The sequence below is a fragment of the Vibrio wakamikoensis genome (assembly GCF_050337275.1).
Lineage (GTDB): Bacteria > Pseudomonadota > Gammaproteobacteria > Enterobacterales > Vibrionaceae > Vibrio > Vibrio chaetopteri.
Genome location: NZ_JAKJST010000012.1, coordinates 15,345 through 28,389, shown reverse-complemented (window position 1 = coordinate 28,389; position 13,045 = coordinate 15,345). Strand labels below are relative to the sequence as shown.

Sequence of the window (13,045 nt, the reverse complement as noted above, 5' to 3'; positions counted from 1 at the left end):
GAGAGAGCAATGAAAACCTTAGGTTACGTACTCAGTGATTTCCCTGTTCTATCAGAAACCTTCGTCGGCACAGAGATACGTGCGATGGAAGCTCTGGGATATCAGGTGAAGCCCTTTGCCTTCAATATCCATCAAGATGGTGGTCAGCCTGTTGATAGGCCGCTGCTTGATAAGGCTATTGCTCTTTCTAGCGTTAGCAATTTTTCGGCACTCGCCATTTGGCTTCGCAACCCACTTAGAAGCGTCAAAGCACTGTCCTTCATTCTTCGTCAAAACGGCCTTCCAAAGAAGTCATTGATCCGCAGTGCAGGACAGCTAGCACGAGTGGCACTGGACAATGAATGTAACCACCTGCACGCGCATTTTGCTCTGCATACCGCAGCGACGGCGATTGCGGCCAGTCAGCTTTCAGGTTGCCAGGTCTCTTTTGTCGGTCACGGTTACGATGTTTATGCGCGCCCGACCGATTTGGCTCTCAAGCTCGAGTCTTCCAGCTTTTCAGTCTGCGTTTGTGAAGATATGTGTGACCAGTTTCTAAAGCTTGCACCTAACCACCCAGTTCATTTGGTTGAATGTGGGATCGAACTTAGCCGCTATCCATTTCATCCTCGTCAACATCACAATGGGCGTTTACTTTTTGTCGGCCGCCTAACCGAGAAAAAAGGGCTGATTGATCTTCTTCAAGCCATGTCGCTACTTCCGGATGATGAACGTCCGATGTTGGATCTTGTGGGGGATGGTGAACAGAAGTCCCTGCTTGTCGCGCTAGCCCATCAGTTGGGCATTGCTGAGCAAGTACACTTTCTTGGTAGCCGTCCTTCCGAATGGATTATTGATAACGCCGCACACTACTTAGCACTTTGCACCCCTTTTTGTGAAGCTCGTGACGGCGATAGAGACACAGGACCAGTCGTGGTAAAAGAAGCGATGGCACTCGGACTGCCGGTGATTTGCAGTAACTTCATGGGCTGCAAAGAGATGATCGTTGAAGGTACCGGACTCTTAGTACCACCAAAAGACCCACAAAGTTTGGCAGCCGCCATCGTCAAAACGTATTCACTGACCACTTCGCAGCGAATGAGCCAACTAGACAAGGCGCGAACTCGTGTGACTCGACTTTATAGTGCTCGCAACTCAGCGAAAAAACTGGCCACCGCTATTGAAAGCAACTACCAGTTACAAGGAGCCACGCTATGAGCCACGCTATGAGCCGCGCTATCCAACAGTCGCTCTACTACGCCGCAGGGCTAGTTTTGATGAAAGGCGTATCGTTTATCATGCTGCCGATTGTTGCAGGTGCGCTGTCTACCACGGACTACGGTCAGCTTGATCTATGGCTGTCCATATTAAACGTTGGTGGCATTATTCTTGGTTTTGGTTTGATAGAAGCGCTGTACAAGCAAGCAGGAGAGGCAAAAGGCAACGCGTTTGACACGTTAAACAGCACCGCCACGATTCAACAGCTCATTATCGCAGTCATGGCGCTCATCGCTGCCGTACCAATTGGTCTTTTTGTGCTGTCCACATGGACACAAATCAGCAGCACAGATTTTATTTTGGTCACGTTGACCCTCATTATCAGCAGTGCCATCAACATGCCGCTAACATGGCTAAGATTAGTCGACAATGCTCGCTTGTTCTTTTTGCTAACAAGTAGCAAAGCTATGATTCAAGCCGTTTTAACCTTTGCTTTCTTACATTACGGTTTAGGATTGACTGGCGTGTTGCTCTCCGGTCTACTCTCGTCTCTGTACTTAGCAACCCTTCTATTAGTCAAACAATGGTGTTCACTTTCATTTAGCTGGGACGCTCACGTCGCAAAGCAAATGAGGCACTATGGGCTACCTCTTATCTTCTCTGGATCGCTATTATTTGTCGCAGCAGGTGCTGAACGCTGGATCTTAGCAGCGACGGTGGGGTTAGAATCATTGGCTCAATACGCTATCGCGATGCAATTTGCCCTTATTGTTGCCTTTCTGTGCGAACCCCTAACCCTATGGTGGTTTCCAAAACGCTTTCAAATACTTAATGAAGATAACGGCAAAGTCAAAACAGTCCAAATCGCTGAAACCCTTTGCCACACCACCATTTGGTTCGCGATGAGTATTGCTCTGTTCGCACCGGTTATTATTGAAAACTGGTTTCCAGCACGCTATCACGAAGCATCACAATGGATCCCGTGGCTAGCGCTAGGCATCGCATTTAAGCAAATTTCCCATACCTTGACCACAGGTTGCTACATTGATAAACAGCCGAAAATTGTTCTAAAAATCAACACTATTATGGCAGTAGCAGCACTCACTGTGTTTACCTTGTCAAGTTGGCTATTTGGAATACAAGGCGTTGTGTTTGCCTTTGTCGTGCTCTATGCGCTTCGTGCCTATCTCTTTGACCGCGCCAGCCAAAAGCGCCTGGTGCTGAATCATCACTACATACAACTTGCTACTCACTTAGCTTGGGCAACAGGTTTTATCGCTCTCAACCAATTCTCACCAATCTATCTGGTAGCAGGCTGGCTAGTACAAACGGCTCTATTCAGCTTTTGGCTGATGCAGAACTGGCGACCTAAAGCAAAACCAGCCGACAACTCAATCCGCACTGATACGTTCGCTAAACGTTTATAAGGAATTCCAACATGACTTCACATTCAACTCCTATCGTCAGTATTGTCATTCCAAACTTCAACTGTTTGGCGTACCTTCCTCAGTGTTTACAAAGCATTGAGCAGCAGACTTATACCCATTACGAAATCCTGTTCGTTGACGATGGTTCCACGGACGGTTCGCGTGAGTACTTAACTGAGTTAAGTAAGACCCATCCACATATCTCACTCATTCTAAGTGAGCGTGGAGGGCCTGGCGCCGCTCGCAATCTTGGCGTAGCGCAAGCCAAAGGTGAGTGGATAGCATTTTTAGATGCTGATGATTTGTGGACACACAGTAAACTCGCCGAACAGGTGGCTTTTATGAGTGAGCACCCAAATTGCGTACTCAGCTTTACCAATTACGAGCATATCAATGAAGCTAACGAGTTTATCATTCCGTGCTTTCAATACTGGCCCGAGTTTCAACGCCACATTGAATCGCAATCTGCCACTACCGGCTATCAAATGCTAAACCATGCAACCGCGATGCTTTTTAAAGAGAATATTGTCGGCACTTCTTCGGTCATGTGTCGACGTGATGCTTACCTTCAAGTACAAGGGTTTGACTGTGAATTGCCAAGTGCCAGTGATTGGGATCTGTGGTTAAAGCTCAGTGAAGCTGGCGACGTGTCGTTTACCAACGAAATTCGTATGCACTACCTGATGCGCCAAGGCAGCGTCTCTTCCAATGTGCCAAAACGCATTGAGGCGATGAAGACGATTGCTCAGCGTCACGTCAGCTTTGCTCAAGCTCAGTGCTCTAAAGCAAAGCGCTTTGTTGATGAGCGTTTGATGGACGCCTATTGTGAGTATGCTTCGCAGCACAAAGGTTATTTCCATCGCACAGCAAAACATGTGCAAACTTTCATCACCTACCCTAGCGTTCGCCGCTTCAAGGCTATGGTGAAAACGGCCATCATCTATTAAATGAATCTTGCTCTGCCGCTTAGCCTGCCCTGCCAACGGCCTGAGTGGTAGAGCAAGCTAAACATACTTGTGGCTGTAATCAACTCACTTCTTTAACGCATTCCGCTAAATTTCTCTCACTTCTCACCCTGCAATTTCGATTTTCAATTTGAGAATCACGAGTTCAATTTGATAAACACACACCAGAACACACCTAAGCCATTGAATGTAAACAGCTAAATAATTGGCACACTCCATGCAATCTAATCAGTGTAGAAACAATTTGGCCATTCAGGACGAGGACAAGACCATGGAACTACTAAAAGCAGAAACCAACACTCAAACCCTTCAAGTAAAAGTTTTAGGCGATTTTGATGCTCGAGGCAGCCGATCGGCTCAAGCTCAAATTGATGACATCATTCACAATGATGGACACCAAGAAGTGGAAATCGACCTAGAACAAGTGCGCTTTATGGATTCTTCTGGCATCGGTGCTATTGTTTATTTGTATAAGCGACTCGTTGAACGTGAACGAAAAATGCGTCTGGAAAATGTCACAGGACAGCCCCTGCAAATCATAAAGTTACTTCGAATTGGTCAGGCGATTCCAGTCAATACTCACGCCAGCAACGAGTACTTATAGCCTCAAAATATTAGACTAAAAAGTTGGCAAAATAGGTGGTCACTACATGGAAGTAAACACGGGTATTAAACAAGCATTAACCTGTATTTTGGCAAGTCTTCTGGTTGCATGTACCAGTTATCCCGATGATGGAACCGGAGGCATTGCTGAACAATATGTAGGATCCGACTTTTCACCTGTCATGCCTGATGAACCACTCGGTCCGGAGCATGGGCTACGCTTCGATTGGAAACTGACCAAACTCCACTTAGATTCTCTCATCCAAGAAGGCGCTCAATGGTGCTTTCCTGCCGCAGTATTGCAAGCTCAGGAGAAGCAAAACCGTATCGCACGAGAGCTTGAGGGCGGTCTATGGATTGACGCCGCCAACGACATCGTTATTCAGCGAAAAAAATTGAACGACCTAGAGCTACGACTAGACTACGTATTAAGTCAAGCAACCTGCGCACCACCAGCGAAAGGAGCGGCATTTGATGACCAAATGTCGGTGGTAAGACGCATATACAACCTTTTAAACGTCGACAACCAGTTTGCCTATGACTCGATTGAAGTTAACCCTAAATATATGGGTCACTTAGCAGAGGCAGCTAACATTTTAAAACAGTATCCGAACATTCGACTGTCGGTCACAGGCCACGCCGATGCGACCGGGACTAAAGAATACAACGAGCGAATCGCCAAAGGACGTGCGCAACAAGTAAAACGTTACCTTACTATCTTTGGATTAGCGCCTAATCGAATCGATACACATTCTTTAGGTGAAGAGCTGCCCTTGTATCAAGGAAACACACCGGGCGTCATGCTCACCAACCGACGCGTAAGCGTTGATGTCATTGCTGATAACTATAACGCTACAGAAAGTTATAGCACAACAGAAAGTAGCCGTACTGGAAATGGAGCTGCTAACAAAGGAGCACAATGATGAAGCTTCTCAATACCCTAGCAACACTGCTATTGGCAATGATCGTCGTTGTGCTCAGCCCTGCTGCACTCGCCGACGAAAAAAATGTTCAAGTTGGCGACCTTATCCAAGTTGATCTACCCGGAGAGTCGAGCCTTAACCGAGCATTTCAAGTCGACAAACGCGGTCGTATCAATCTTCCTGAAGTCGGGCGAGTCTTCGTCGCCGGATTTGATGAAACCCAGCTTGAGTCTGTCGTAGTTGATGCCCTTGGCACGATCTTTCGCGATACCAGCAACGTCAAAGTGTTCATCGCCCAGCGTCAGATCCTGATTTCCGTACAGGGTTATGTTGAGGCGCCCGGGGAGTACACCATCCCTTACAACTCAAACGTACAAATGGCTCTGCAAGCCGCTGGCGGCCTGAGAGCCGGGGCGCAGCTCAATAAAATGATTCACCGCCGCGGCGCAGATCGCATTGAGTTTGATTACAAACAGTTCCTTGATACTGGTGATGACAGCGACCTACCCGCACTGGAGTCCTTAGATATCCTTTTTGTCCCTGCTTCACCGCTTGTTGGTAATGTTGAGCAAGAGTTTGACGCAGCAAAGCTCGCCGACTCTGGAGACAGTGCAGACTCACGTCAAGCGATCAAGGTGTTTGGTGAGGTCAACGCACCGGGCTCTTTTTCTTACAAAGCCAATACCGATCTTGTCGATGTACTCATGCGTGCAGGCGGTGTCACACGTTATGCCAGCGTCGAGCAAATTCGAGTTATCAGCAATAACTCCCCTATTCTTTTCAACTTAAAACGCTACTTAGACAGTGGTGACACCTCACTACTCCCGCCATTGCAGCCAGGCGCAACCATCTTTGTACCTAAGCAGGAAGAGGAAATTAAATCCGGCTCGAACACCGTTTATGTCATGGGTGAAGTTGCAGCACCAGGTGCGTTCGAGGGTAAGCCCGGCGCGACATTTATGGATATTCTGGCCAATGCCGGCGGCCCAACGCGTTTTGCAGAATCTCGTCAAATGCGTGTGATTAAATCTGACGGTTCAATTATACCTTTTGATCTGACAGCTTACACCGAAGGTCTAAGCACTGCTCAAGCGCCCCTTATTGAAGCTGGTGATGCGATTTTTGTACCAGAGAAAACAGATATCAATGAAAAGTCATGGTTAAAAATCTCACCTGACCGCGCTGTTAATGTCATTGGCGAAGTAGTAAGACCCGGTCGCATCGAATGGTCAGATGAAATGGATCTGATGGATTTGTTGGCACACGTTGGAGGTCCGAAAGGGCGAGCAGACACCTCTAAAATCGAAGTGGCAAACGGCGGAAAAACCGTTGTGTTTAACCTCGATGAGTTTATTAAAAAAGGCGCTCCACAATCTGAGCTGCCTTTTATTGGCGCGGGCGCGGTAGTAAGGGTACACGATCTTCCGCAAGACCCTTCTGACAACAAAGCTCAGTGGGTAAGACAAAGCTCTGACGCCTCCATCTACGTATTTGGTCAAGTCAATGCGCCTGGCCGCTATCGCTTTACCAATGAGATGCATTTCCTCGATATTCTCTCAGCTGCAGATGGACCAACCAAAGACGCCGACATTCACAACATTCGTGTGACACATCGCGACAAGCCTTATGCAAAAGTAAGTAGGCTCAATTTGTCGACTTACTTTGAAACAGGTGATGAGTCCATTTTACCGCTAGTGAAACCGGGTGACACCATCTATGTCCCGGAGAAAAACAAGAACTGGCTTGATAAACCGAAAGAAAAAACGGTTCGAGTACTTGGTGCAGTGAAAAGCCCAGGCCGTTATGTGTTTAATGACAACATGACAATTTTAGATATCTTAGCCGAAGCTGGCGGGCCGGATGAGCGTGCTTATGTCAGTAAAATCAGCATCGTCAATATGTCGTGCTGCCAAGGGCAAGCTCGCTCATTTGATTTAGTTGAGTTTAGTAAAACAGCAGACATTCGAATGCTACCTGTACTTCGCGCTGGCGATACCGTTTATGTACCCGATCGCCGCAACAGCTTTGCTGAGCAAGCACGCCTAGGTCTCACCGATATTTTCCGAATCGTTTCGACAATTGCTATTATCGGAGCCCTGTGATGACGATACCTGCCACTCATGCTGAGATTGAAGAGCTGTATCTAAATGCCGAGTTAAAGCAGTGCCGCTCTATTTGCCTGACCGCTTGTAATAGTGGAGAAGGTACGACAACACTAGCAAAAGCGCTAACCGAACGTTATCTGCTGGCTGGCTACAAAACACTGCTCGTCGATTTAAATGTGTTTCGACCTAGTTTAGTACCACTCGATTTTAATATACCTTCGGAAAACAGTGATACCTCTAGTCAATTACTTCAGGAGCAAAACAGTGACTCCTCGTCTCCCAAAGTATTTTTGGGTGTCAGTGTACCAAGCGACCCGAAAACACGTTTGCAGTTTAAAGACCCAATTCAGCTTCGCAAGCAAACAGAGCGTTGGTTGGAAGAATATGACCGCGTCGTGTTTGATACTTCCCCCATTCTCAACGTTAATCAAAACAATATACCGGCTCAAGTCGTAGCCAATGCCTGCGACGGCACCTATTTAGTGGTACTAAGCGGCGTCACTATGACCAATCAGGTGACTGAAGCGACACAAATATTAAATGACGCCACGTCAGTTCAACTGCTGGGTTCCGTGCTCAACTATCGAGATCAACCTTCTCTTGCCAGTGAGATTTGTAGAGAAATCGATCGCTTGAGCTGGCTACCCAATCGTGTAACCAACTGGATGAAAACCAAAGTTCGTAATAACCGCTTCCTATCTCAATCGATTTGAGCACTCATTTTGAGAAACTCCTGGTCAAATTGTTATTATTCAGTACCTTAACAGACGATACTTTGTTGCAATTTGACAATATGTACTATCATTAAAAGAACAGCGCCTAATCAAACAAAGGATTGTAAGTATGACACCCAAGGTACTCTTGGTAGAGGACTCGTCTTCTCTCGCCGTTCTCTACAAACAATACTTAAAGAATGAACCTTTTGACTTACTTCATGCCGCAACAGGCGGTGAAGCAAAGCGCATACTTGAACGTACGATCCCTTCTCTTATCATCCTCGATCTTCAGCTACCCGATATGCAAGGGGACGAGATTTTGGAGTGGCTTGAAGAGAAGAATATTAGCATTCCCGTTGTGGTCGTTACCGCGCACGGTAGCGTAGACACGGCAGTGAAGTTAATTCAAAAAGGCGCGAAAGATTTCCTAGAGAAACCCATCCGCGCTGACAGACTCAAAACCTCGATCCAGATCCACCTTAAGCAAGCTGAGCTTGAAACCATGCTGGATGATATTCAGCAAAAAATGGATCGCGAACGCTTCCACGATTTTATTGGTGCCAGTATCCCAATGCAGGGGGTATATAAAATCATTGATGCGGTCTCCGACACTAACGCCAGTGTATTTATCATTGGTGAAAGTGGCACAGGTAAGGAGGTTTGCGCCAATGCCATTCACAATGAAAGTAACCGCAAAGACAAGGCATTTGTTGCTATCAACTGCGGTGCTATTCCCAAAGATCTGATGGAAAGCGAAGTGTTTGGTCATGTTAAAGGCGCCTTTACTGGTGCAGCAACTGACCGTAAAGGCGCCGCCTCGCTCGCTGACGGTGGCACTTTATTCTTGGATGAGCTTTGTGAAATGGATTTAGAAATGCAGAAAAAACTGCTGCGCTTTCTACAAACAGGCACTTTCACACCTCTGGGAGCGACCAAAGAGCACAAAGTAGATGTCCGCATTATCTGCGCGACCAATCGTGACCCACTTTTAGAGGTTCAAGAAGGCCGCTTTAGAGAAGATCTTTACTATCGCGTCCACGTTGTTCCCATCCATATGCCGCCACTTCGAGAGCGTGACCGTGACATCGTCACGCTAGCCGAACATTTCCTACGTATCTATTCTAAGCAAGATGGACGCAAGTTTGAAACCATAGCGAAGGAAGCACAGCGCTATCTGAAACGCTATACTTGGCCGGGCAACGTGCGTCAGCTGCAAAATATTATCCGTAATATTGTGGTGCTTAATGATGAAAAGTCTCTCGGAGTATCACATCTACCACCCGAAGTCATGGCTTCAACTGCAACTAAACCATCGGCCTCGCACGCACCCAATAGCCGACTTTCTGTCGTACAGCAGACCAGCCCAGCGCCTAGCCCGATAGTAGAAGCAGCTCCTGAAATGGCCTCTACTTCTATGTCAATGGAGAGCGCAGTTAGTAACACCCCGCCAAATGCAGAACTAAGCAACGCTCAGGGGGTGACCATTCGTCCGATGTGGCAAATAGAGCGTGAGACCATTCAGCAAGCCATTGACTACTGCGATGGTAATGTACTCAATGCAGCGGTGTTACTAGAACTCAGCCCTTCCACCGTATATCGTAAAAAACAAGCATGGGAAGCCGAAGACAGTGCCTCTTAATCCGGTGATTTGGTTACTGCTCGATAGCCGCTCATTTGGCGGCATAGAGACTCATGTCTTGGAGCTCGCCAAGGGACTGCTCGCCCATAACTACCAGGTAAAAGTGGTATTTTCCAACGAATACCACCCAGTTCCTCCGCTAGAAACGGCGCTAAACCAGAGTTCAATTCCTACCATGACCCTGAGCCGTGAGTATCCCAACACTCACCCTCTGTTGCGTCTGAAAGAGGCCATTTCTAGCGCTGAGCAGCACAATCAACGCCCAGCGGTCATTCATACGCATGGTTATAAAGGCAGCCTTTTAGCGAGAGTCACTCGCCTTATTGGCTATACCAACTCAATTCGTATTGTTTCAAGCTTTCACGCTGGAGAAACCCCAAAAGGTCGCGTCAAACTTTATGATGCTCTCGATAGATTCAGTGCTTTCCTCAGCGAACAACGTATCTGCGTTAGTCGTACTATTCAATCGAAGCTTCCTTACAGAAGCATACTAGTAAAAAACTTTGTTCCCAAAGCGCCGCTTGTGTCACTTGCGTCGCGCAGTGTCGCATTTGTCGGCAGGCTAAGTGAAGAAAAAGGTCCGGATACCTTTATTGAAATGGCCACACACTTTCCAAGCCAGGATTTTCATATCTATGGTTCAGGACCGATGGAAACGCTATTAAAAGAGATTGCTCCGCCAAACGTGCAGTTTCACGGGCACCAATCCAATATGAATGAGGTTTGGCAAAGCGTCGACCTTCTTCTGATCACGTCTCGCTATGAAGGGTTACCGATGGCAGCACTAGAAGCCATGTCTAGAGGAATACCAGTGATAAGTTTCGAGCTTGGTGAGCTCCCTAGTGTTATTGATACTGGTAGCAATGGCTGGATTACCTCATCTCCCGAAGATATGAGAGCCACACTAAACACTTGGTTTTCACTTTCAGACGCAAAACGCTCGCAAATCAAGTATCACGCCCAGCAAACCATTGAACTCAATTACTCTACCGATGTAGTAATACCGACGATGCTCGGGGTGTATGGGCTCAAAGCGTAAATCTCACCACTCAATTTGATTCCCAAAATGAGAAACACTCTGTTTCTTTAATTAGAACTTATTCCACTCCCTCCAGAAATCCCACTACACAAGGCCTGCGGTGCATTCCGATGTTTGGCACTCTATTTGCCTAGTTAGTAGCTAACAACTGACACAATGCTAGGTAACTATGACTCAATCAACCGCCACACCTTCAACCGACCATGCTAAACACAGCAAACACATTGTGCTGAGTTTGGTTTTGTGTGGTTTGGTTGGGGCAGCGTGGGTGTTGGCACCACATCCTGTGATTGGCCTAGTGGTCGCGCTGTTACCGATTGGAATCTTGGTGGTACTTAGTCAAACATTTTGGCTAGTGACTTTGTTTATCGTGTTTTCGTTTTTCCGCATTCATGAAGTATTCCCAGTACTATACCCTCTTAAGATTCCATTGATGTTGTCTGCTGGAGCACTAGCCGCACTCATCTGGCATACAGTATTTAGCCAAAAACTAAGACTCTATTGGCATCCCACCTACTTTTGGTTGCTGGTATTTTGGGGGCTCGTGATCATAGGAATCCCTTTTGCGTCAAACAAAGGCGTGGCCATCTCAATGTTCACCGGCAACTATGTAAAAATCATCATTATGACGCTTGCGGTATCTTGGCTAATCACGTCATCAAAAGAACTGTCGCGATTCTCTTTCGCCATTGTTATTGCAGGGCTCATTGTCGGCTGTAAAGCGCTATCCAACTCGATAAACGGTATAGGTCTGGTTGAAGGCTCACGAGTCACAATCGGACGCAGCTTTGGCTCTATGCTTGGCGACCCGAATGATTTAGCACTCGTGTTAATGTTCCCATTGGCCTTTACCGTTGCCACCGCCACTACCCGAGGCGTCGGCATACCGATGAGATTGCTCGCAGCCACCACTTCCATCGTTCTATTTTTCGCAGTTCTTGCCACCCAAAGTCGAGGCGGCCTGCTTGGCTCGCTCGCTGTATTCGGCGTGTTCGGTTGGCGATTTATCCAATCGAAAGTGCTGTTCTGTTCGCTGGGCTTTTTTGGCGCGGTGATACTCTATGCTGTTGCCGGTATTTCAAGCCGCTCCTCAGGGGGCGCTGCCGAGTCGGGTATCGACGAGTCAGCTATGGGGCGCGTCTATGCTTGGGAAGCGGCATTTAAAATGGCCGTCGATAATCCCCTTCTCGGGGTTGGCTTAGACAACTTCTACTACAACTACTTCTTTTATAGTCCTCATTGGGATGGACTCAACCACGCCGTGCACAGTACCTGGTTCGGCGTACTCGCAGAGTCTGGCTTTCTCGGCCTAACGGTCTTTTTACTGTTTATTACCAGTTTGATTAAGTGCGCTAGGCAAACTCTTAGAAACCTTGATAGTGGTGAAAATATCCCTCCTTACCTTCATTCAATGGCCATGGCCGTTTACAGCGGGCTTGTTGGCACTTTTGTATCCGGAACCTTCTTAACACAAGGGTTCGTATGGCCGATTTATATTCTCGCTGCACTCACCATAGCCGTCTCACAAATCGCTTCTCAATTTGAGAAAAGCCAAACCTCTGACTCAGAACAAAAGTAATCATCTGTTTTTATTACAAAAAATTATTGGCTCAGTTCTTGAATTGAACAAAGGACACAGTTGGAAATGACTACATCTCGCTAGTTCATGGAAAGTACAAGGAACATGATTATGGCTACAGCAACTTCATTTGATTTCAAAACTTGGCTTCGCAGCCACCCAAATCCTAAAATGCGTCGCCTGTTTACCATGTTGAAACGAGCGCGCGCAGCAGGGATCCCAACCCCAAGTGTTTACAACAAAGTCATGTACCGTCTCATCACGATGTTAAAAGGCGGCTTCGATACGATAACTCGCCTTTTTATTTACACGCCAGCATTTAAAGGACGCCTTGCTCGCTGCGGTCATTCACTCTATCTCTACAGCGGTCTTCCTTTGGTGACCGGCCCACTAAAAATTGAGCTTGGCAATGAGTGCCGTGTATCCGGTCACACCACATTGAGTGGCCGCACCACCCCTCATCCAGACCCATCAGTCATTCCAACCCTCAAAGTTGGCAGTAATGTCGATATCGGCTGGCAAGTGTCCATTGCCGTAGCAGGAAAAGTGGAAATTCAAGACAACGTGCGTATTGCTGGCCGTTGTCAGCTGTTTGGCTATTCAGGGCACCCTTTAAATGCCGAGCAGCGTGCTTTGGGAGCTCCAGATGAAGACCATAGGCTGGGTGACATTGTTTTAGAACAAGATGTATGGCTAGCAACAGGGGTCACCGTTCAGCCTGGCGTGACGATTGGTAGAGGGACTATCGTCGCTGCGGGGAGCGTGGTAACTCACGATTTACCGGCTAATGTGATCGCCGCTGGCTCACCGGCCAAAGCAGTCAAACAAATCACCCAATAAGAGGATAGAGCA

11 protein-coding genes are annotated in these 13,045 nt (G+C 47.3%); all 11 read left to right on the top strand.

What is annotated here, in order from left to right:
* Positions 1-9 precede the first annotated feature (9 nt).
* The gene (locus L4C42_RS00840) at positions 10-1,197 is read left to right on the top strand and encodes a glycosyltransferase (RefSeq protein ID WP_353498375.1); all 1,188 of its coding nucleotides are present in this window, start codon (positions 10-12) and stop codon (positions 1,195-1,197) included.
* Positions 1,194-2,624: a lipopolysaccharide biosynthesis protein gene (locus L4C42_RS00835; RefSeq protein WP_429758951.1), complete on the top strand. Its 1,431-nt coding sequence runs from the start codon at positions 1,194-1,196 to the stop codon at positions 2,622-2,624. Before L4C42_RS00840 ends, L4C42_RS00835 begins: the two co-directional genes overlap by 4 nt.
* An 11-nt stretch (positions 2,625-2,635) precedes the next feature.
* Positions 2,636-3,571, top strand: a complete 936-nt coding sequence (locus tag L4C42_RS00830; protein WP_353498373.1) for a glycosyltransferase family 2 protein — start codon at positions 2,636-2,638, stop codon at positions 3,569-3,571.
* A 289-nt stretch (positions 3,572-3,860) separates the two neighbouring features.
* The gene (locus L4C42_RS00825) at positions 3,861-4,193 is read left to right on the top strand and encodes an STAS domain-containing protein (RefSeq protein ID WP_353498372.1); all 333 of its coding nucleotides are present in this window, start codon (positions 3,861-3,863) and stop codon (positions 4,191-4,193) included.
* Positions 4,194-4,239: 46 nt separating this feature from the next.
* On the top strand, positions 4,240-5,115 hold the full coding sequence (locus tag L4C42_RS00820) for an OmpA family protein (RefSeq protein WP_353498371.1): 876 nt from the start codon (positions 4,240-4,242) through the stop codon (positions 5,113-5,115).
* A 38-nt stretch (positions 5,116-5,153) separates the two neighbouring features.
* Entirely contained in the window at positions 5,154-7,217 is a 2,064-nt protein-coding gene (locus L4C42_RS00815) for an SLBB domain-containing protein (RefSeq protein ID WP_418642289.1), read from the top strand.
* On the top strand, positions 7,217-7,933 hold the full coding sequence (locus L4C42_RS00810) for a P-loop NTPase family protein (protein WP_353498369.1): 717 nt from the start codon (positions 7,217-7,219) through the stop codon (positions 7,931-7,933). Before L4C42_RS00815 ends, L4C42_RS00810 begins: the two co-directional genes overlap by 1 nt.
* Positions 7,934-8,063: 130 nt before the next feature.
* Positions 8,064-9,575 carry a sigma-54-dependent transcriptional regulator gene (locus L4C42_RS00805; protein ID WP_353498368.1) on the top strand — a complete coding sequence of 504 codons (1,512 nt, stop codon included), beginning with the start codon at positions 8,064-8,066 and terminating at the stop codon, positions 9,573-9,575.
* Positions 9,565-10,614 carry a glycosyltransferase family 4 protein gene (locus L4C42_RS00800; protein WP_353498367.1) on the top strand — a complete coding sequence of 350 codons (1,050 nt, stop codon included), beginning with the start codon at positions 9,565-9,567 and terminating at the stop codon, positions 10,612-10,614. The genes L4C42_RS00805 and L4C42_RS00800 overlap by 11 nt, the downstream gene beginning before the upstream one ends.
* Positions 10,615-10,783: 169 nt before the next feature.
* A complete protein-coding gene (locus tag L4C42_RS00795) occupies positions 10,784-12,193 on the top strand; it encodes an O-antigen ligase family protein (RefSeq protein WP_353498366.1) in 1,410 nt (469 codons plus the stop codon).
* A 111-nt stretch (positions 12,194-12,304) separates the two neighbouring features.
* Positions 12,305-13,033, top strand: coding sequence for an acyltransferase (locus tag L4C42_RS00790; protein ID WP_418641578.1), 729 nt, complete (start codon positions 12,305-12,307; stop codon positions 13,031-13,033).
* The last annotated feature ends 12 nt before the right edge of the window (positions 13,034-13,045 follow it).